This window comes from Asticcacaulis sp. MM231 (assembly GCF_964186625.1).
Lineage (GTDB): Bacteria > Pseudomonadota > Alphaproteobacteria > Caulobacterales > Caulobacteraceae > Asticcacaulis.
In genome coordinates this window covers 1,976,951-1,997,205 of the sequence record NZ_OZ075108.1, presented here as the reverse complement: position 1 = coordinate 1,997,205, position 20,255 = coordinate 1,976,951, and the positions used below count along the sequence as shown (strand labels likewise).

Annotated in this window: 16 protein-coding genes and 1 pseudogene; 16 read left to right on the top strand and 1 reads right to left on the bottom strand. The window is 59.8% G+C overall.

Annotated features, from left to right (window positions below; all coding sequences use genetic code 11):
* Positions 1-20 precede the first annotated feature (20 nt).
* The 16 genes and pseudogenes from dnaE (at position 21) to lpxB (ending at position 18,805) form a co-directional block, all read left to right on the top strand.
* Positions 21-3,470, top strand: a complete 3,450-nt coding sequence (dnaE, locus tag ABQ278_RS09780) for a DNA polymerase III subunit alpha (protein WP_349319434.1) — start codon at positions 21-23, stop codon at positions 3,468-3,470.
* A 223-nt stretch (positions 3,471-3,693) separates the two neighbouring features.
* Positions 3,694-4,476 carry a 30S ribosomal protein S2 gene (gene rpsB, locus ABQ278_RS09775; protein WP_018080228.1) on the top strand — a complete coding sequence of 261 codons (783 nt, stop codon included), beginning with the start codon at positions 3,694-3,696 and terminating at the stop codon, positions 4,474-4,476.
* A 161-nt stretch (positions 4,477-4,637) separates the two neighbouring features.
* Positions 4,638-5,553 (top strand): annotated as a pseudogene (gene tsf, locus ABQ278_RS09770) (translation elongation factor Ts).
* A 131-nt stretch (positions 5,554-5,684) separates the two neighbouring features.
* Positions 5,685-6,425, top strand: a complete 741-nt coding sequence (gene pyrH / locus ABQ278_RS09765) for a UMP kinase (protein WP_349319433.1) — start codon at positions 5,685-5,687, stop codon at positions 6,423-6,425.
* A gap of 13 nt (positions 6,426-6,438) precedes the next feature.
* Positions 6,439-6,996, top strand: coding sequence for a ribosome recycling factor (gene frr, locus ABQ278_RS09760; protein ID WP_018080225.1), 558 nt, complete (start codon positions 6,439-6,441; stop codon positions 6,994-6,996).
* Between the two features lie 52 nt (positions 6,997-7,048).
* Entirely contained in the window at positions 7,049-7,852 is an 804-nt protein-coding gene (gene uppS, locus ABQ278_RS09755) for a polyprenyl diphosphate synthase (protein ID WP_349319432.1), read from the top strand.
* On the top strand, positions 7,833-8,699 hold the full coding sequence (locus ABQ278_RS09750; protein WP_349319431.1) for a phosphatidate cytidylyltransferase: 867 nt from the start codon (positions 7,833-7,835) through the stop codon (positions 8,697-8,699). Before uppS ends, ABQ278_RS09750 begins: the two co-directional genes overlap by 20 nt.
* On the top strand, positions 8,696-9,919 hold the full coding sequence (gene dxr / locus ABQ278_RS09745) for a 1-deoxy-D-xylulose-5-phosphate reductoisomerase (protein WP_349319430.1): 1,224 nt from the start codon (positions 8,696-8,698) through the stop codon (positions 9,917-9,919). Before ABQ278_RS09750 ends, dxr begins: the two co-directional genes overlap by 4 nt.
* 28 nt (positions 9,920-9,947) lie before the next feature.
* Positions 9,948-11,150: an RIP metalloprotease gene (locus ABQ278_RS09740; RefSeq protein WP_349319429.1), complete on the top strand. Its 1,203-nt coding sequence runs from the start codon at positions 9,948-9,950 to the stop codon at positions 11,148-11,150.
* A 74-nt stretch (positions 11,151-11,224) separates the two neighbouring features.
* Positions 11,225-13,597: an outer membrane protein assembly factor BamA gene (bamA, locus tag ABQ278_RS09735; protein ID WP_349319428.1), complete on the top strand. Its 2,373-nt coding sequence runs from the start codon at positions 11,225-11,227 to the stop codon at positions 13,595-13,597.
* Positions 13,598-13,629: 32 nt separating this feature from the next.
* The gene (locus tag ABQ278_RS09730) at positions 13,630-14,343 is read left to right on the top strand and encodes an OmpH family outer membrane protein (RefSeq protein ID WP_349319427.1); all 714 of its coding nucleotides are present in this window, start codon (positions 13,630-13,632) and stop codon (positions 14,341-14,343) included.
* A 17-nt stretch (positions 14,344-14,360) separates the two neighbouring features.
* The gene (gene lpxD / locus ABQ278_RS09725) at positions 14,361-15,377 is read left to right on the top strand and encodes a UDP-3-O-(3-hydroxymyristoyl)glucosamine N-acyltransferase (protein WP_349319426.1); all 1,017 of its coding nucleotides are present in this window, start codon (positions 14,361-14,363) and stop codon (positions 15,375-15,377) included.
* A gap of 8 nt (positions 15,378-15,385) precedes the next feature.
* Complete coding sequence (gene fabZ, locus ABQ278_RS09720) at positions 15,386-15,886, top strand: 3-hydroxyacyl-ACP dehydratase FabZ (RefSeq protein WP_349319425.1); 501 nt, start codon at positions 15,386-15,388, stop codon at positions 15,884-15,886.
* Complete coding sequence (gene lpxA / locus ABQ278_RS09715; RefSeq protein WP_349319424.1) at positions 15,883-16,677, top strand: acyl-ACP--UDP-N-acetylglucosamine O-acyltransferase; 795 nt, start codon at positions 15,883-15,885, stop codon at positions 16,675-16,677. The genes fabZ and lpxA overlap by 4 nt, the downstream gene beginning before the upstream one ends.
* A gap of 141 nt (positions 16,678-16,818) precedes the next feature.
* The gene (gene lpxI / locus ABQ278_RS09710; protein ID WP_349319423.1) at positions 16,819-17,655 is read left to right on the top strand and encodes a UDP-2,3-diacylglucosamine diphosphatase LpxI domain-containing protein; all 837 of its coding nucleotides are present in this window, start codon (positions 16,819-16,821) and stop codon (positions 17,653-17,655) included.
* Complete coding sequence (gene lpxB / locus ABQ278_RS09705) at positions 17,636-18,805, top strand: lipid-A-disaccharide synthase (RefSeq protein ID WP_349319422.1); 1,170 nt, start codon at positions 17,636-17,638, stop codon at positions 18,803-18,805. Before lpxI ends, lpxB begins: the two co-directional genes overlap by 20 nt.
* Before the next feature lie 119 nt (positions 18,806-18,924).
* On the opposite strand, the gene gltA is transcribed toward lpxB, so the two are convergent.
* Complete coding sequence (gltA, locus tag ABQ278_RS09700) at positions 18,925-20,214, bottom strand: citrate synthase (RefSeq protein WP_349319421.1); 1,290 nt, start codon at positions 20,212-20,214, stop codon at positions 18,925-18,927.
* Positions 20,215-20,255 lie beyond the last annotated feature (41 nt).

Below are 20,255 nucleotides of genomic sequence, written 5' to 3'. Positions count from 1 at the left end.
CCATCCACAGGAGCCGGGCCATGAGCGAAGCCGACATGAGCCGACAGTTTGTTCATCTGCGTGTCAAATCGGCCTATTCGCTGCTGGAGGGCGCCATCAAGGCTTATGACCTGGGCAAGATGGCGCACAAGCTGAACATGCCGGCGGTGGCGATGGCGGATCGCTGTAATCTCTACGGCGCCCTCGAATTTTCCCAGTCGTGCAAGGATAGCGGCGTTCAGCCGATCGTGGCCTGTTCCATGCCGGTCAAAGGTATTGGCGGGGTGCCGACAGAGCGCTGGGGCAAGATCCCGACCGTCGCGCTCTATGCCCAGAACGAGCAGGGCTATCTCAACATCACCAAGCTGTCGTCGATCGCCTATGTCGAGGCCAATGCCATAGACGAACCTCATGTCACATGGGAACAGGTGGCGACCTACAGCGAAGGCCTGATCCTGTTGTCCGGCGGTTTCGATGGCCCTGTCGATGTGCTTTATCGCCAGAATCGTGGTGATGAAGCGAAGATTGCGCTTCAAACCATGAAGGACGTCTTCAAGGATCGTTTTTACATCGAACTGCAGCGCCACGATGGTTCTCCGCAAGGCGGCATCAAGGGCAGCGATACCGAGGCAGGGCTGGTGGAGTTTGCCTATGCCCATGATGTGCCGCTGGTGGCGACCAATGATGTGCAGTTTACCTCGCGCGATCTCTACTCAGCCCATGAAGCGCTTCTGTGTATTTCCGATGGCGCCTATATGGGCCAGGCAGAACGCCGCAAGGTGACGCCGGAACACTGGTTCAAGCCGGCGGTCATGATGCGCGAACTGTTCTCCGATCTGCCGGAGGCCTGCGATAACACGCTCGAAATCGCCCGCCGTTGCGCGTTTCTCGTCAACAAGCGCGATCCGATCCTGCCGCGTTTCGATACCGGCGCCGGCCGTAACGAAGATGAAGAACTGGCCTATCAGGCCCGCGAAGGCCTTAAGCTGCGCCTGAGCCAGGTCAAGCTGGCCTTTCCGCAGGAAGACTACTGGGCGCGCCTCGAACGTGAGATCGGCATCATCCAGAAGATGGGATTTCCCGGCTACTTCCTGATCGTTTCGGACTTCATCAAATGGGGTAAGGCGCAAGATATTCCGGTCGGACCGGGGCGGGGATCGGGTGCCGGCTCGCTGGTGGCGTGGTCGCTGGCCATTACCGATCTGGACCCTCTGCGCTTTGGTCTGCTGTTTGAACGCTTCCTCAATCCGGAGCGGGTTTCCATGCCCGACTTCGATATCGACTTCTGCCAGGAGCGCCGTGAAGAGGTGATCTCCTACGTGCAGGAGAAATATGGCCGCGATCGCGTGGCGCAGATCATCACCTTTGGTACGCTCCAGGCGCGCGCCGTGCTGCGCGACGTCGGGCGGGTCATGCAATTGCCGTTGGGACAGGTCGATCGCCTGTCGAAGATGGTGCCAAACAACCCGGCCAACCCGACCACTCTGGCGCAGGCCATCGAGATCGAACCGCGTCTGAAAGAAGCGCGCAACGAGGATGAAGCGGTCAAGCGCCTGCTTGATACGGCACTCAAGCTGGAAGGCCTGTATCGCAACGCCTCAACCCACGCCGCCGGTATCGTGATCGGCGATCGCCCGCTGACCGAACTGGTCCCGCTCTACCGCGATCCGCGTTCGGACATTCCGGCCACCCAGTTTAACATGAAATGGGTGGAAAGCGCCGGTCTGGTCAAGTTCGACTTCCTTGGTCTGAAAACCCTGACCACGCTCAAGCGCGCCCAAAACTACCTCAAGAAGCGCGGCGTCGAGATCAACTATTCGACCCTGCCGCTTGACGACGGCCCGACCTATGAACTTCTGGCCTCCGGTCAGGCGATCGGTGTGTTCCAGCTTGAAAGTCAGGGTATGCGCGATACCCTGCGCAAGTTGCGCTGTGGTTCGCTGGAAGAAATCACCGCTCTGATCTCGCTCTATCGTCCTGGGCCTATGGACAATATCGACACCTATGTCGATCGTAAGTTTGGCCGTGCGGACATCGACATGCTGCATCCGAGCCTTGAGCCTGTGCTCAAGGAAACCTATGGCGTTATCATCTACCAGGAACAGGTGATGCAGATCGCTCAGGTTCTTTCGGGTTACAGCCTCGGTGAAGCCGATCTTCTGCGTCGCGCCATGGGTAAGAAGAAAAAAGAAGAAATGGACCTGCAGAAGGTGCGTTTCATCAGCGGTGCGGCCGAAAAAGGCGTGCCGGAAAAGCAGTCTGATTTCATCTTCGAACTCGTCAACAAGTTCGCTGGCTACGGTTTCAACAAATCGCACGCCGCCGCCTATGCCTTCATTTCCTATCAAACTGGCTATTTGAAAGCGAATTATCCGGTCGAGTTTTTCGCCGCCACGCTCAGCCTCGATATCACCAACACCGATAAGCTTGCCGTCTTCTATCAGGATGCGCGGCGCTTCAATGTCGTCATCCGTCCGCCTGACATCAATCGCTCAATGGCCGATTTCGACGTTGAAGATGGTGAGGTGCTGTATGCGCTCGGCGCCATCCGCAACGTCGGCTTTGAAGCCATGCTCAGTGTTGTCCAGGCGCGTGAGGAGGGCGGCAAGTTCACCGACCTGTTCGATTTCCTGGAACGTATAGATCCTAAGGCTGTCAACAAGCGCGCTCTGGAAAATCTGGCCCGGGCCGGTGCTTTCGATGGCATCCATCCCAACCGCGCCCAGATCGTGGCCGGCGCCGATATCCTGATCGCCTATGCCCAGAGCATCGCCGCCGATCGCGCCGCGTCTCAGGTCAGCCTGTTCGGCTCCAATAAATCCTCACGGCCGCGCTTGCCAACGGTGCCCATGGTCTCAGGGCCTGCGCGTCTAGATGAAGAACTGGCGGCTATCGGCTTCTATCTGTCCGGCCACCCGTTGCAGGACATGCTCGATGTTTTTAAACGCCGCAATGTGACGCTTTACGCCGATGCGGTATCGCTGGCTTCCGAAGGTCGTGAGGCTTTCCGTATGGCGGGCATTATCCGCCGCAAGCAGGAGCGGGCGGCGCAGGGCTCAGGGGAGAAGTTTGCCTTCGTAACCCTCTCTGATCCAAGTGGTGAATATGAAGTGCTATTCCCGCCGGAATCGTTGCGCAAGAACCGCGATCATCTTGAGGTCGGTGCGTCCATTGTGCTGAAGGTGCGCAGTAAGGGCCGTGACGGCGAGGTGCGCTTCTTTGGTGATGACGCGGGGCCGATGTCGGCGACGCTGAAAACGGACGACCTGGGCCTCAAGGTGCATGTCTCGGCGCAGGTGATCAATCTGGCTGAGCTGCGCGCCCAGCTTGAGGTGGCGCGCTCTGACAAGGGCGGCGAAATCAGTCTGGTCAGCGATCTGGGCTCCGAAGGGCAGATCGAGTTCAAGCTGCCGCAACGTTATAATCTGGATGCCCATGTGCGTGGCGCGCTCAAGCAGATGACCGGCGTTCTTTATTATGAGGATGTTTAGGCACGTTTTTGCGCCTCAATCGTCTTATCCAGCAGAGTTTTCGATTTTTCTTATCGTGGCGGGTTGATTTTTTTTGAAATTGTGAATAGGTGCACGCCATCTCACACGCAGATGCGCGCCATCTTCCCTAAATCGGGTCGATAGCGTTCCGAGGCGGAAACGGGCATGGGCCCGCCTAAGCTTTTCTATCTGCGGAGGATTATCGGAAGAAGGATACTACATTATGGCTATGCCAGAAATCTCCATGCGCCTCCTGCTTGAAGCCGGCGCTCACTTTGGTCACCAGACTCACCGCTGGAACCCCAAGATGGAACGCTACCTGTTCGGTTCGCGCTCCAATATCCACATCATCGACCTGTCGCAATCCCTGCCGCTGTTCCATCAGGCCCTGTTGAAGGTGCGTGAAGTGGCCGCCGCCGGTGGCCGCGTGCTGTTCGTCGGCACCAAGCGCCAGGCCCAAGGTCCGGTTGCCGCTGCTGCCAAGCGTTCGGCGCAGTATTACGTCAACCACCGCTGGCTCGGCGGCACGCTGACCAACTGGCGCACCATCTCCGGTTCGATCGCCCGCCTGCGCGAACTTGAGCAAGTGCTCGACAACAATCCGGCCGGCCGTTCCAAGAAAGAACTGCTGACCCTGACGCGCGAACGCGAAAAGCTTGAGCTGTCGCTCGGCGGCATCAAGGATATGGGCGGTATCCCCGACCTGATGTTCGTGATCGACACCAACAAGGAAGGCATCGCCATCCAGGAAGCCCGCAAGCTGAACATTCCTGTGATCGCTATCCTCGATTCGAACTCCGATCCCGACGGCATCACCTTCCCGGTTCCGGGTAACGACGACGCAGCCCGCGCCTTGCAACTGTACTGCGACCTGGTCGCTGATTCGGTTCTGGACGGTCTGGCCGCTGGTCAAGTGGCTTCCGGCCGCGATCTCGGCGCTTCGGTTGATCCGATCGAGCCGGCCCTGGTTGCCGAGGACGCTGCTGAGGCTTCCACCGAAGCCTAAGGCTTCCTATATAGGGGCCAACCGCTCGTTGGCCTGACGAGACTTGTAACAGCTTAAGGTCGCCAACTTAATTCTGGCCGGCTTTAAGCTGTTGCTCAATTGACATGATCGCGGCCTACACAGGCTGTGAAACTTTAAACTTTTAGATTCTGGAGGATTTCATGACTGAGATCACAGCCGCCCTGGTGAAAGAACTGCGCGAAAAGTCGGGCGTAGGCATGATGGACTGCAAGAAGGCGCTGACCGAGAATGCCGGCGACATCGACGCATCCCTGGATTGGCTCCGTGCCAAGGGCTTGTCCAAGGCCGCCAAGAAGGCCGACCGCGTCGCCGCCGAAGGCCTCGTCGTCATCGCCACCAAGGTTGAAGGCAAGGGCATGACCGCCGCCGCCGTTGAAGTGAACGCTGAAACCGACTTCGTTGCCCGCAATGACCTGTTCCAGAACGTTGTGCGTCAAGCTGGCCAGGCTGGCCTGGCCGCTGAACTCGGTGGAAGGCGTCGCCGAAGCCGTGTCGGCTGACCTGACCAACCTGATCGCCACCATCGGTGAAAACATGGTTGTGCGCCGCTTCGCCAAGCATACCGTTTCGGAAGGCGTTGTCGCTTCCTACATCCACAACGCCATTGCGCCCGATCTCGGCCGCATCGCCGTTCTGGTCGCCATCGAATTGGCCGGTGATCCGGACGTGCTGAAGGACGTGGGCCGCAAGGTCGCCATGCACGTGGCCGCCACGCAGCCGCTGTCGCTGAACGTCGAAGACCTGAACCAGGAACACGTCGAGCGCGAAAAGTCGGTCCTGACGGAACAGGCCAAGGAATCCGGCAAGCCGCTGCAGGTCATTGAGAAGATGATCGAAGGCCGCATCCGCAAGTTCTACGAAGAAGTCGTGCTGCACAAGCAAGCCTTCGTCATGAACCCGGATCAGACCGTCGAGCAACTGATCGAAGAGACCGCCAAGACCCTCGGCACCCCGGTCAAGATCGTGGCCTTCACGCGTCTCGCCCTCGGCGAAGGCGTCGAGAAGCCGGTTGAAGACTTCGCGGCCGAAGTGGCTTCGATGACGGGCGGCGTTTAAGCTACCCACTAAATAAAATGGTTTCAGGGGCGTAGGCATTTGACATGCCTGCGCCCCTTTGACTATTCAAGACAGCGCGAAAGCGCTAAAGCCTTTCTGTAATGATGCCCACCTGATTCCGGAGCCTGCCCATGACCACCCCGACCGCCGAAATTCAGGAGCCTCTGGCCTACAAGCGCATTCTGCTGAAGGTGTCCGGCGAAGTGCTGATGGGCGATCAGGGCTTTGGCATCGATATGAATACGGTCAAGGCTGTCGCCGAAGAAGTGGCCGCGGTGGCCCGTCTGGGCGTTGAATTGTGCCTGGTCATCGGCGGTGGCAATATCTTCCGTGGTCTGTCGAAAGCCGCTGGCGATATGGAGCGTTCGAGCGCCGACTATATGGGCATGCTCGCCACCGTCATGAATGCGCTGGCCATGCAGAACGCTCTTGAGCGTCAGGGCATCGACACGCGCGTCCAGTCCGCCATCCAGATGAACGCCGTGTGCGAGCCTTTCGTGCGTCGCCGCGCCATCCGCCACCTTGAAAAAGGCCGCGTCGTGATCTTCGCCGCCGGCACGGGCGCGCCTTATTTTACAACCGATACCGCCGCCGCCCTGCGCGCCGCTGAAATGAACTGCGACGCCCTGTTCAAGGGCACTTCGGTCGATGGCGTCTATACCGCCGACCCGAAAAAGGACGCCACGGCTGAACGTTATGATAATCTGAGCTATCTTGAGGTTCTGTCGCGCGATCTGCGGGTGATGGACGCCTCCGCCGTCTCGCTGATGCGCGAAAATACAATCCCCATCGTGGTCTTCTCGATCCGCACGCCGGGCGCCCTGAATGAGGTAATTCACGGTCGCGGCACCTACACCGTCATCACACAATAAGAAAGGCATCCTCATGGCCAAGCCTGAACTCAACAAATACAAAGACCGCATGGACAAGGCTGTCGCGGCGCTGAAAGACGATTTCAGTGGTCTGCGCACCGGCCGCGCCTCGGCATCGCTGCTCGATCAGATCGTCGTCGATGCCTATGGCTCGACCATGGGCATCACGTCGTGCGCCGCCATCAGCGTGCCTGAGCCGCGCATGATCAATGTCAATGTGTGGGACAAGGGTCTTGTGATCGCGGTCGAAAAGGCCATCCGCAATTCCGGCCTGGGCCTTAATCCGATCACCGATGGCACCACCCTGCGCGTGCCGATTCCGGCCCTGACCGAAGAGCGCCGCAAGGACCTGGTCAAGGTGGCCGGCAAGTATGCCGAAACCCAGCGTATCGCCGTGCGCAATGTCCGCCGCGAAGCCATGGATGATCTCAAGAAGGCTGAAAAAGCCTCGGAGATCAGCGAGGACGAAGAGAAGAAGGGCGGCACTGAGGTGCAGGGCTTTACCGATGCCGCCATCAAGCGTATCGACGAGATGCTGAAGAGCAAGGAAGTCGAGATCATGCAGGTCTAGGACCTGCTTTGATCGCGCCGCCGCCAGCCCGTTTCTATGTGAGAGTTGCTTTATGCCCCCAGGCCCCACGGATGACCTCATCGTGCCCCCGCTCGCGGGCGCGAAGACTCATGACGTGACGGATCAGGCCGCCAAACATGCCCTGCATGTCGCCATCATTATGGACGGCAACGGGCGCTGGGCCAAGGCGAGGGGGCAGATCCGCACCTTTGGTCACAAGGCCGGCGTTGATGCCCTCAAGCGTACCATCACAGCGGCGGTTGATCTTGGCATTACCCACCTGACCGTTTTCGCCTTCTCGACCGAGAACTGGCGGCGGCCCGAATCCGAGGTCAGCGATTTGATGGGCCTGTTGCGCGCCTTCATCAAGTCCGATCTGGAGCGTCTGCGCAAGGAAGGCGTCTGCGTCCGCATCGTCGGTCAGGAAGCGGGGCTGCCGGCTGATATCGTCGGCATGGTCAATGACGCGCATGAAAAGACCCGGGACAATTCGCGTTTTTACCTGCAGGTGGCGCTCAATTACGGCGCCCAGGCCGATATCATCGAGGCGGTGAAGGCCATCGCCGACCAGGTGAAAGCTGGGACCCTGTCACAGGACGAGATTACCCCGGATAGCTTCGGCGGCTTCCTGTCGACGCGTGGCCTGCCGCCACTCGATCTCCTGATCCGCACCAGCGGTGAGCATCGCCTGTCCAACTTCCTGTTGTGGGAAGCGGCCTATGCCGAATTCGTTTTCCAGGACATCCTGTGGCCGGACTATGGCGCAGAGCCCCTGAAGGCAGCGCTTGAAGTCTTTGCCGGGCGTGACCGCCGCTTCGGCGCTGTGGAAGCGGCCCATGCCAAACACGCCACCTGATAAGGGGGAGGCGGCGCCTGAAGCCGTCGCCGTAAAATCCGTGAGCAAGCGGCGTGAACTGGCAATCCGCGTCGTTTCGGCGCTGGTGCTGATTGCGGTCGTGCTGCTGATCACCGTGCTGCCAGACCATCGCCCTTTTCTGGTTCTGTTGAGCGTCGGCGTGGCGCTTTTGTGCATCGAATGGGGGCTGATGATGGCGCCCAATGTCTCGGCGCGGATCTCCGTGGCCGTGGCCGTGGCGGCGATAGCCGCGCTGTTCGTCGGCTTTCTCGGCCATCCTCTGTTATCGATTCTGGTTCTGTGCTTCGGGTCGTTGTGCGCCGGGCTTTATGCCTATCGGCTGCATGTCGGCTGGCTGGATGCCGCCTATGGTGTGTTGTATATCGGCTGGCCCGCTATAGTTTTGATGTGGCTGCACCAGACCAACCGCGGGGTCGAGTGGGTTTTCTTCGCCTTCCTGATCGCCTGGGCGGCCGATAGCGCCGCCTTTGCCGCTGGCCGGCTGATCGGCGGACCAAAGCTGTGGCCGCGCTATTCCCCCAATAAAACCTGGGCGGGCTTTGCCGGCGGCCTGATCGCCGGCATGCTGACGGCGGGTGCGCTGTCCGATATCACCGGCCTGTTCAAGCACGATACCTCGGCCTCGGTCGTCGGTCTGCTGGTGGCCCTGGCCACCATGGGAGGCGACCTGTGGGAATCGGCACTTAAACGACGCTTCGGTGTCAAGGATGCCGGCACGTTGATACCGGGCCACGGCGGTCTGCTGGATCGCGTTGACGGGTTGATGTTCGCCATTATCGCCATCGGGGGCATCCGTTTGCTCGTCATGCTGGGCACCGAAATATGACCACACAGTCTCCAAGACGTATCTCCATACTGGGTTCAACCGGCTCGATCGGCGTATCGACCCTGCGCCTGCTCGATGAAACGGGCCGGCTGGGTGAAGACTATGAGATCGAGACTTTGGTAGGCGGACGCAATGTGGCCCTGCTGGCGGAGCAGGCGCTGACCTACCGTCCGGCAATCACGGTGCTGGCCGATGAGTTGCAATGGCCCACCTTCAAAGAGCTGATCGGTAATTCCGGGCTTGAGATTGCCTGTGGCGAAGCGGCGATCTGTGCGGCGGCGGCGCGCAAGGCTGACTGGGTTATGGCGGCGATCGTCGGAATCGCCGGACTGAAACCGACCTGGGCGGCGGCCGGCACCGGCGCCATACTGGCCCTGGCCAACAAGGAAAGCCTCGTGGGCTGTGGGCGCGCCCTGATCGAGCGCGTGGAAAGCCATGGCGGCAAGTTGCTGCCGGTCGATTCCGAGCACAACGCGATCTTTCAGGTGCTGGAACCGGCGCAACGCGCGCGCGTCAGCAAACTGGTCCTGACCGCGTCCGGCGGGCCGTTTCTGGGGCGTTCGCGCGATGACCTCAAGGCGGTGACGGTCGAGCAGGCGCTCAAGCACCCCAACTGGAGCATGGGCGCCAAGATCACCATCGATTCCGCCACCCTGGCCAATAAGGGGCTGGAATTTATCGAGGCCGCCTATCTCTTCGACATGCCGGCCAGCCAGATTGATGTGCTGATGCACCCGCAATCGGTCATTCATTCGATGGTCGAGTATGACGATGGCTCATCGCTGGCGCAACTGGGCTCGCCGGACATGCGCGTGCCGATCTCCTATTGCCTTGGCTGGCCCGAACGCCTTGCCTGGCAGGCGCCCAAGCTCGATCTGGCGGCGCGCGGCACCCTGACCTTTGCCGAGCCTGACCTGACAGCCTTTCCGATGCTGCGGCTGGCGCGCGAAGCGCTGGAAACAGGGCAGGGGATGCCGATTGTCTTCAACGCCGCCAACGAGGTGTGCGTTCAGGCCTTCCTCGACCGCAGGATCGCCTTCCTGCAGATCGCCGAATTCGTGGAAGCTGCCATGATGCGGGCTCAATTGCCATCTATCCCTTTCATGGATCACGCAAGTCGTGATACGAACGACGCTACGGTGATGCGCGTGCTGGAGATCGATTCCGAGATCCGGCGACTGGTGGGCGAGCTTTTTGTCTCCGCCAAGCTAAGCGCCTGACGTCGTGCGCGTGTAGGGGAGACGGCTTTTGTTAGGTTTTATCGCGGGCATCCTGCCTTTCCTGATCATCATTTCCCTGATCGTGACCTTTCACGAACTGGGTCACTTCAGCGTGGCCCGTCTGTTCAAGACCCGCGTCGAGCGTTTTTCGGTCGGCTTCGGCAAAATTCTCCTGCGTAAAAAAGACAAGCATGGCGTCGAATGGTGCCTGAGCGCCCTGCCGCTCGGTGGCTATGTCAAGTTCGCCGGCGACGAGCACATCACCTCGATGATGCCCTCCCTGGAAGATCTGGAAGCGTCGCGCATCTCGATCACCGAACGCGAAGGTGCCGCGGCGGTGAACGACTATTTCCATTTCAAGCCGTTGTGGCAGAGGTTCCTGATCGTTCTGGCCGGTCCGGTCGCCAATTTTGTGCTGGCGATTTTTTTGCTGACCATGATTTTCTGGATTGCCGGCGAAAGCTATGTCCCGGCCAAGGTGGTTCAGGTCATGCCGAACAGTCCGGCGGCGGCGGCTGGCTTCATGCCAGGCGATACCGTGCTGTCGGTCGATGGCAAGGCTGTAGAGAGTAACCGGGATGTGCAGATGCTGGTCATGTTGCGCGCCGACACCCGCACCCATTTTGTCGTGCAGCGCGCGGAAGCCCGGCTCGATCTCTATGCGACGCCGGAACGTGTTGCTCTTGATCCCAAGGGCCCGAACGCCAATCTCAAGGCCGGAAGACTGGGAATCGAGATGAGTGGGCCGCTCGTTTCCAGACCGCTTAATCCCTGGCAGGCCCTGGTCAAGGGCAACAGCCAGACGTGGAAGTCGCTTGATACAAATCTGACCTATATAAGCCGTATTTTCACCGGAAAAGAAAATGGCAACCAGATCGGCGGAATCGTCGGCATGACCAAGACGACCGGCGATATCACGGTCGCCGCGGCTCAGGCCAATGCACCGGCCTGGCAGATCGTCGCTTCCTTGTTATTCACCTATGTGCAGTTCATGGCCTACATCTCCATCGGAGTCGGTTTTCTCAACCTTCTCCCCATTCCGGCGCTGGATGGCGGGCATCTGGCCTTCTTCCTGTGGCAGGGTGTGACCAAAAAGCCTATCCCGGCTGAAATCCAGAATTCCGCCTTCCGGATTGCTATAGCGATGGTATTAGGCTTAATGCTATTCGCTTTCTGGAATGACCTTAACAACAGCGGGTTCACCAAGTTCATCGGGGGACTATTCTCGTGATACGGATGACGAACCCTTTCGCATATCTCTCCACGGCAGTTCCTGCCGCAAAGTCCACGGTTACAAGAGGCCATATGACCCTTACACGCTCCCTCACTCTCGGCGTCAGCGTACTGGCCCTGACACACTTAGGCCTGATGGCCACGGGCGCGCAGGCGCAGGATGTACCGGCAGCGCCCCCCGTGGAAGCCGCTCCGCAACAACAGCAGGCCGCGCCGGCACAAACAGCGTATGTCGGCAAGATCACCGTTTCGGGCAATGAGCGCATCGATTCGCAGACCATCATCTCCTACCTGCCGTTCCAGCCGGGCGTCACGGTTGACGCGCAACTGATCGACCTGGGCGTCAAGACGCTCTATCGCACCGACCTGTTCTCCGACGTCCAGATCGCCATGAACGGCAATGAAATGGTCGTGACGGTCGTGGAAAGCCCGATCATCAATCAGGTGGTCTTTGAAGGCAACCACGCCATGACCAAGGACAAGCTGCGCGAAGAAGTGCAGATCCGTCCGCGCGGCGTCTTCACCAAGGCCAAGGTGCAGGAAGATGTCCAGCGCATCATCGAGCTTTACCGCAAGGGCGGCCGTATCTCGGCCACCGTCACGCCGAAGATCGTCGAACTGCCGCAAAAGCGCGTCGACCTGATCTTTGAAATCAACGAAGGCGCTAAGACCGGCGTCTCCACGGTCAACTTCATCGGTAACCACGCCTTCTCGGACAACGACCTGAAATCGGTCGTCGTCACGCAGAAATCATTGTGGTGGAAGTTCTTCTCGTCGAACGACAATTACGATCCGGACCGAATGGATTATGACCGCGAGCAGTTGCGCAAGTTCTACACCAACCGCGGTTACTTCGATTTCCGTGTCCTGTCGGCGGTGGCCGAACTGACGCCGGACCGCAAGGACTTCGCCATTTCCTACACGGTGGACGAAGGCCAGAAGTACAATTTCGGCCGCATCACCATCAAGACCGACAATGACAAGCTGAAGGCGGAAAACCTCCAGCACGCCATTTCGATCCGTCCGGGCCAGCTTTATGAAAGCGACCGCGTCGAAAAGGCGGTCGATGACCTGACGTTTGCCGCCGGTGCGGCCGGTTATGCCTTCGTCGATATCCGCCCGTCGGAAGACGCCGATCCTAACGATCACAATGTCGACCTGACCTTCAACGTGCACGAAGGCGCGCGCGTTTATATCGACAAGATCAACATTGTCGGCAACACCCAGACGCTCGACCGCGTTATCCGCCGCCAGGTTCTGGTGTCGGAAGGCGATGCCTACAACAAGGCGCTGATCGAGCGCTCGAAGATGTATGTGCGCGGCCTCGGCTTCTTCAAGGACGTTAACGTCACCGAGAAGCCTTCGGCGACACCTGGCAAGACCAATATTGAAGTGGCCGTTGAAGAGCAACCGACCGGCGAACTGTCGTTCGGCGCCGGCTTCTCGTCGGTGCAAAAATTCATTATTGACATCAGCATCGCGCAGTCGAACTTCCGCGGCACCGGCCAGCAGGTTCGCGCCCGTGTCTCGACCGGTTCGATCCAGAAGAACATCGACTTCTCCTTCACCGAACCCCGCTTCCTTGGACGCGATATCCAGGCCGGTTTCGATCTTTTCCAAAGTTCGTATCACTATAGCGGTGTCGATTACTCGACCGACTCCTTCGGTGGCGGCGTCCGTCTCGGCTATAATCTCAACGGTTTCTCGGTCCTGCGCCTGCGTTACAACCTGCGCAGCGACGACGTGACCTACACTTCGTCCGATGCCTGTAACGGCCTGCTCTATAGCTGCGGTAACGGCTTGACCTCGTCGGTCGGCTACTCCCTGTCCTTCGATCTGCGCAACGACTATGTTCAGCCGACGCGCGGATGGATGTTCACCCTGCGCCAGGACTTCGCCGGTCTCGGCGGTGACGTGAAATACGTCTCGTCCGAACTGGAAGGCCACTGGTATCACGGCTTCCGGAAGGACATGATCCTGCACGTCTTCGGCACCTCGGGCGCGATCATTCCGTGGCAGGGAGACGCTATCCGCATCAACGACCGCTTCTTCAAGGGCGGCGATACGATGCGCGGCTTCGAATATGCCGGCATGGGGCCGCGTGACACCTCAACGGGCTATGCGCTGGGGGGGCAGACCTACGCCATCGGCACCGCCGAGCTGGGCATTCCTAACGGCTTGCCGGAGCAGTACGGCCTTAAAACCGCTCTATTTATTGACGTAGGTACACTCGGCGGCGTTGATGACCGCCTCAAGGTCTCGTCTACTACGGGTGCCAAGTTGACAAATATTGTCGATGACTTGTCTCTGAGAGCTTCGGCGGGTATCACTATCCGCTGGAAATCGCCGATGGGCCCGGTTCAGTTCGATCTGAGCCAGGTGCTGTCGAAACAGTCCTACGATAAAACAGAATCCTTCCGCTTCTCGCAATCCACGCAGTTCTAACCAAAAAATACCCAGAGATGGACAATACACCGATGAAAAAAGCATCCCTCTTCCTTATCACCAGCGCTGCCGTGCTGATGTGCGGCGCCGGCCAGGTTATGGCTCAGGCGGCTGCTGCTCCCGCCGCTGCGGCACCTGCCGTTCCCACGCCGCCGACCTTCGGCGCTGCCGTCCCCGGCCAGTGCGTGCTCGATGAACAAACCGCCATGTCGACCTCAGCCATGGGCAAGGCCGCTTCGGACCGCCTGATGCAGCTCAAGGCCGCCGTTGACGCCGAACTGGGTGGCGAAGGCCAGGCCATCGAAGCCGAATACAAGACCCTGGCTGCTGGCCAAAAGGCCGCCGAAGCCACGCCTGCCGCCAAGACCGCGTGGCAGGGCAAGGCCGAAGCCTGGGAAAAGAAGCGTCAGGCTTTCCAGGCCAAGGTGCAGCAACGTAACCAGGAAATGCAGTACACCCAGCAGGAAGTGATGCAGGCCATCTTCCAGAAGATGATCCCGAACATCAATGCTGTTGTCACACAAAAGAGCTGTGCGACCGTTTTGTCGGCCGACAGCCTGTTGCATTATGACATGACAACGAATACTGCTGGTGCGAACAGCCAAACCAGCTTCCTCTATGCCAACCCGGCGATGAACATCACCACGGCCGTTGTGCAAAAGATGGATTCCACCGGCGAAAAGCTGCCGACCTTCGATCGCGTCAAGCTTGACCAGCCGGCAGCGGGGGCAGCTCCCGCCAAGTAAAGAGATTTAAACCGCCTATGCCTGATCTGCGTTTTTTTGATATGGGTTCAAAAATTGACCTGGATCAGGTGGCGGTTATAACCTCCAGCCGGCTCTCCGAGCCGGAAAAGAAGGGGAGCGGGTTCGTAACGGCCTGCGCCCCTTTATCTTTGGGTGGTCCCGGTAAGGCGGCCTTTTTCAGCGATCGCCGCTACCTGACCAATCTGCGCCGCACCGAGGCCGAGTTCGTTTTTGTGCCGCAGGCCTTTGTCGAGCACGTGCCGCTGGCCAGTGTGGCGCTGGTCACCGCCAGCCCGCAAGCGGCTTGGTCACGGCTGGCATCGCGTCTCTACACGCCGCGCCGTCATGAGGGGCAGCAGGCGATCCATCCCAGTGTGAAGATGGAAGAAGGCGTGACGCTCGGTATCGGCGTGGTCATTGGCCAGGATGTCGAGATCGGCGCGGGCACGCGAATCGAAGCCTATGCGGTGATCGGCCCGGGCTGCCGGATTGGCCGCCATTGCCGGATCGGCGCCCACACCACGATGTCGTGCGCCCTGATCGGTGATCGCGTACAGGTTCTGGCCGGCGCGCATATCGGCGAGGCGGGTTTTGGTGTTTCGGGCGATGCGGGCGGGCTGGTCGATGTGCCGCAACTGGGCCGGGTTATCCTGCAGGATGACGTCAGTATCGGTTCGGGCACCTGTATAGATCGTGGCGCCTACGATGATACCACCATCGGCGAAGCAACAAAGATCGACAACATGGTTCAGATCGGCCACAATTGCCAGATCGGGCGCAACTGCATCATTGCCGCCCATTCCGGTATTTCCGGTTCGGTCAAGGTGGGCGATGGTGCCATGTTTGGCGGCCGCGCCGGTGTGATCGATCATATCGAGATCGGTGCGGGAGCCAAGGTCGCGGCCGGCGCCTGTGTGTTTAAGGATGTACCGGCTGCTACCATGGTGTCCGGCTTTCCCGCCAAGCCGTCGCGGCAGTTCCTGCGCGAAATGGTATGGCTGGAGAAAAACGCGATGACAAAGGATAAAGGGTAAGGTTTTCGATGACAACAAACGCTGACGACGCAGACATTCAGGACACGGTGGCCGACGCGGCGCCGGTTTCGGTGGACTATGCCGAAATCCTCAAGCGCATTCCGCACCGTTATCCCTTCCTGCTGATCGATCGGGGCGAGAACTGGGTCAAGAACAAGTCCATGACCGGGATCAAGAACGTGACGTTCAACGAGCCCTTCTTCAATGGCCATTTCCCTGAAAACCCGGTCATGCCCGGCGTTTTGCTGATCGAGGCCATGGGCCAGACCGGTGCGGTTCTGATGTCGAAATCTTTGGACGCAGATGTTGAAGGCAAGACCATCTTCTTTATGTCGGTGGATGGTGTAAAGTTCCGCAGTCCGGTGCGTCCGGGCGACGTGGTGCGTATGCCGGTCGAGGTTGTGCGCCATCGCGGCGATATTTTCAAATTCCGCGGCGAGGCCTATGTGAACGACAAGATCGTCTGCGAGGCCGAATTCGCCGCCATGGTGGTCGAGAGCCCTAAATGACAGTCACAATCCACCCGACGGCCATAGTGCATGACGGCGCGCAACTGGGCGCCGATGTCTCGATCGGTCCGTACTGCATCGTCGGGCCGCAGGTGACGCTCAAGGATCGCGTGGTGCTGAAATCGCACGTGGTGATCGACGGCATCACCGAACTGGGGGCTGACGGCGTGGTCCATCCCTTTGCCTGCCTGGGCGGTCCGCCGCAGCATCTGGCGCACAAGGGCGAACCGACCAAGCTGATTGTTGGCGAGCGCGCTCTGGTGCGTGAAAACGTCATCATGCATACGGGTACGAAAAAGGGCGGCGGCGTGACCGTGGCCGGCAATGACTGCATGTTCATGGCCGGTTCGGGTATCGCGCACGATTGCATTCTCGGCAACAATGTCATTCTGGCCAATCAGGCCTCCTGCGGCGGTCATGTGCAGGTCGGGGATTTTGTGTTCCTGGGCGGGTCTTGCGCCGTGCACCAGTTCGCGCGTCTTGGCCGTTACAGCTTTATCGGCGGTGGCGCCGTGGTGACCAAGGACGTTATTCCCTATGGTTCGGTGTGGGGTAATCATGCGCGCCTTGAGGGGCTCAATCTGGTGGGCCTCAAGCGTCGTGGCTTCTCGCGGGAACTGATCCTGGCCCTGCGCACGGCTTACCGCATGATGTTCGCTGAGGAAGGCACCTTCCAGGAGCGTCTTGACGATGTGCTGGAGAACTTCTCCGACATCGATCAGGTGGTTGAGATTGTGCGTTTTATTCGTGAGGATTCGACACGGCCGATTTGTTTGCCGTCGGATAATTAACGCCGTCATGTTTCGGGGTTTGGGGCCTGAGCCCCCAAGCCTTGTAATTTCTTTCTGGTTCGGCCCTTATGGGCCATACCAGAAAGAACCTAGAAAGATTGTGGGGTTGCGGACCCCACGCCCCGTTACAGGACGGAGCCCATGTCCAACAGCAAACTTGCCCTGATCTCCGGTGGCGGCGCTCTGCCAGTCGAAGTCGCACGCTATCTGAAGCACACCGGTCGCCCCTACACGGTCGTGCGCATTGAAGGCCTCTCCGATCCTGAACTCAACGATCATCCGGGGCAGGATTTAAGCCTTGGTGATTTCGCCAGACTCTTTCAAATTTTGGCCACCGAGCAGGTCAAGGCCGTCACCATGTGCGGTTACGTCCAGCGCCCCGATTTCGACACCATGCAAAAGAACCACGGCGCCCAGCACCTGCAAAGCATCCAGTCCGCCGGCCGTGGGGGGGACAACTCCCTGCTGCGTCAGGTCGCGCAGGTCATCGTAAGCCAGGGTTACCATATCGAAGGCGCTCATGAGGCCAATCCGGACCTGCTGATCGGTGTGGGCCTGCAAGCCGGGCCAGACCCGTCTCCCGAGGCCATGGAGGACGCTCAGGAGGCCATGCGCGTGGCCGCGGCTATTGGTGCGCTCGATATCGGTCAGGCCGTCGTGGTGGCCGGTCGCATCACCCTGGCGGTTGAGGCGCAGGAGGGCACGCAACACATGCTGAGCCGTATCACCTCGCTCAATCCCGCCTTGCGCGGCACGCCTGAGAAACGCAAGGGCGTGCTCGCCAAACTCGCCAAGCCCATTCAGGATCTGCGCCTCGATATGCCGACGATCGGGCTTCAAACGGTCGAGGATGTCGCCAGCGCCGGCCTGTGCGGCATCGTGGCGCGTCGACACGCCCTGCTGATTGTCGATAAGGCAGCGGTCTACGCACGCGCAACCGAACTGGGAATTTTTATCTATGGCCACGATGAGCCCTAAACGCATCATGCTGGTGGCCGCCGAGGCCTCCGGCGACGCCCTGGGCGCCGGCCTGATCGCCGAACTGCGCGCACAGGCGCCCGAGGCCGATCTGACCTTCTTCGGCGTCGGCGGCTTCCGCATGGCTGAGCAGGGTGTGGTCAGCCCGTTCGATATCTCCGAACTCTCTATCCTCGGCCTGCTGGAAGGCCTGAAAGCCTATGGTCGCGTGATGAAGCGGGTCCGTGAGACGGTCGCCTACGCACAGGCCGAACGACCGGATGTGGTGATCCTGATCAATTCCTGGGGCTTCACCCTGCGCGTGGCCACCGCGATCCGCAAGGTCATGCCGCACGTCAAGCTGATCAAATATGTCGGCCCGCAGGTCTGGGCAGCACGGCCGGGCAGGGCGAAGACCCTAGCGCAATCAGTCGATTTGCTGCTCGCCCTGCATCCGATGGACCCGCCGTTTTTCGAAGCCGCCGGCCTCAAGACCATCGTGGTCGGCAATCCGGCCCTGAGCATCGATTTCAATGACGCCGATCCGGTGGCGTTCCGCGCGCGCATCGGCCTCGAAAACGCGCCGACGCTGCTGGTTTTGCTCGGCAGCCGGCCATCGGAGATCAAACGCCTGTCGCCGGTCTTCGCCGAGACGGTGGCGCGGCTTTCCACCATCTATCCCGATCTGCGCCTGGTCACGCCGGTGGCTGACACCGTGCGCGAACTCGTAGAGCGCAGCATCGCCGACTGGCCGGTCAAGCCGCTTCTGGTCTATGGCGAGGCCGACAAGCACTCGGCCATGCAGGCCGCCACCCTGGCCCTGGCGTGCTCCGGCACCGTCTCGACCGAACTGGCGCTGGCGGGCTGCCCCATGGTTATCGCCTACAAGGTCGAGCCGCTGACCTTCTGGATTTACAAACGCATTTCGACGCTGAAGCACGTCACTATGTTCAACATCATGGCGGACAAGCGCATAGCGCCTGAGTTCATTCAGCATGAAGCGACGGTCGAGAATCTGGTTCAGGCTGTGGATGAGCGGTTGGCAAATAAAGACTTGCGAGACAATCAGATAGCTGAACAGTTTAAGGCTTTGGGTGCCATGGGGCGCGGCCAAAGACCACCCGCTGAAAAAGCCGCAGAGGCGGTGCTGGCGTTTCTCAATCCTGAGTGATTGGGTTTGGGGGCAGTGCCCCCATAACCTGACCCTATCAAAAAAAAGCCCCGCCGAATTGGCGAGGCTTTTTCTTTGAGCAGGAAAGACTTGGGGCCGCAGCCCCCAAACCTCATCACTTAGCCGCGTTGCGAGACCGGAATATAGTCGCGCTGACCGGAGCCGGTGTAGAGCTGGCGCGGACGGCCGATCTTCTGACCTGGATCCTCGATCATTTCCTTCCACTGGGCGATCCAGCCCACGGTGCGCGCCAAAGCGAACAGCACGGTGAACATGGTGGTCGGGAAGCCCATGGCCGACAGGGTGATACCGGAATAGAAGTCGACGTTCGGATACAGCTTGCGCTCGATGAAGAACTCGTCGTTCAGCGCGATCTGCTCCAGTTCCTTGGCGACCTGGAACAGAGGATCATTCGGATCGCCGACAGCGGCCAGCACTTCGTCAGCCGATTGCTTCATGACCGTCGCGCGCGGATCGTAGTTCTTGTACACGCGGTGACCGAAGCCCATCAGCTTGTACTTGCGGGCCTTGACGCCTTCGATGAACTCAGGAATGCGCTCGGGCGTGCCGATTTCCTTTAGCATGTTGAGCGCTTCTTCGTTGGCGCCACCGTGCGACGGCCCCCACAGGCAGGCGATGCCGGCGGCGATACAGGCGAACGGGTTGGCGCCCGACGAACCGGCCAGACGGACGGTCGAGGTCGAGGCGTTTTGCTCGTGGTCGGCGTGAAGGATGAAGATGCGGTCCATCGCCTTGGCCAGAACCGGGTTCACCACATACTCTTCGGCCGGTACGGCGAAGCACATGCGCAGGAAGTTTTCCGAATAGCTGAGCTTGTTCAGCGGATGCACGAAGGGCTGGCCGACGCTGTATTTGAAGGCGCGGGCGGCGATGGTCGGCATCTTGGCGATGAGACGGTGCGCCGAGATTTCGCGCTGCTTCAGATCGTGGATATCCAGGCTGTCGTGATAGAAGGCCGACAGGGCGCCGACAGCGCCGGTCATGATGGCCATCGGGTGGGCATCGCGGCGGAAGCCCGAGAAGAAGCGGTCGAACTGCTCGTGCAGCATGGTGTGACGCGTGATCGTCGTCTCGAACTCTTCCGATTGCGCGGCGGTCGGCAGTTCGCCATGCAGCAGCAGATAGCAGGTTTCAAGGAAGCTGGACTTTTCGGCCAGTTGTCCAATCGGATAACCGCGGTGCAGCAAAACGCCCTTGTCACCATCGATAAAGGTGATCTTGCTTTCGCACGAGGCCGTGGAGGTGAAGCCCGGATCGTAGGTGAAGGCGTCGGTTTCGGCATACAGCTTGCGGATGTCGATGACGTCCGGTCCGAGCGTGCCCTTCATCACAGGGAGATCGACGGCCTTGCCTTCGAAATTGATTTGGGCGGGGTTAGTCTGGCTCATATTACGCTACCTCAGATAAGGTTTCGACCCTTGGCGGGGCC

Coding starts and splice junctions, on each gene's coding strand:
- dnaE (WP_349319434.1), top strand. CDS start 21: ATGAGCGAAGCCGACATGAGCCGACAGTTTGTTCATCTGCGTGTCAAA.
- rpsB (WP_018080228.1), top strand. CDS start 3,694: ATGGCTATGCCAGAAATCTCCATGCGCCTCCTGCTTGAAGCCGGCGCT.
- pyrH (WP_349319433.1), top strand. CDS start 5,685: ATGACCACCCCGACCGCCGAAATTCAGGAGCCTCTGGCCTACAAGCGC.
- frr (WP_018080225.1), top strand. CDS start 6,439: ATGGCCAAGCCTGAACTCAACAAATACAAAGACCGCATGGACAAGGCT.
- uppS (WP_349319432.1), top strand. CDS start 7,049: ATGCCCCCAGGCCCCACGGATGACCTCATCGTGCCCCCGCTCGCGGGC.
- ABQ278_RS09750 (WP_349319431.1), top strand. CDS start 7,833: ATGCCAAACACGCCACCTGATAAGGGGGAGGCGGCGCCTGAAGCCGTC.
- dxr (WP_349319430.1), top strand. CDS start 8,696: ATGACCACACAGTCTCCAAGACGTATCTCCATACTGGGTTCAACCGGC.
- bamA (WP_349319428.1), top strand. CDS start 11,225: ATGACCCTTACACGCTCCCTCACTCTCGGCGTCAGCGTACTGGCCCTG.
- ABQ278_RS09730 (WP_349319427.1), top strand. CDS start 13,630: ATGAAAAAAGCATCCCTCTTCCTTATCACCAGCGCTGCCGTGCTGATG.
- lpxD (WP_349319426.1), top strand. CDS start 14,361: ATGCCTGATCTGCGTTTTTTTGATATGGGTTCAAAAATTGACCTGGAT.
- fabZ (WP_349319425.1), top strand. CDS start 15,386: ATGACAACAAACGCTGACGACGCAGACATTCAGGACACGGTGGCCGAC.
- lpxA (WP_349319424.1), top strand. CDS start 15,883: ATGACAGTCACAATCCACCCGACGGCCATAGTGCATGACGGCGCGCAA.
- lpxI (WP_349319423.1), top strand. CDS start 16,819: ATGTCCAACAGCAAACTTGCCCTGATCTCCGGTGGCGGCGCTCTGCCA.
- lpxB (WP_349319422.1), top strand. CDS start 17,636: ATGGCCACGATGAGCCCTAAACGCATCATGCTGGTGGCCGCCGAGGCC.
- gltA (WP_349319421.1), bottom strand. CDS start 20,214: ATGAGCCAGACTAACCCCGCCCAAATCAATTTCGAAGGCAAGGCCGTC.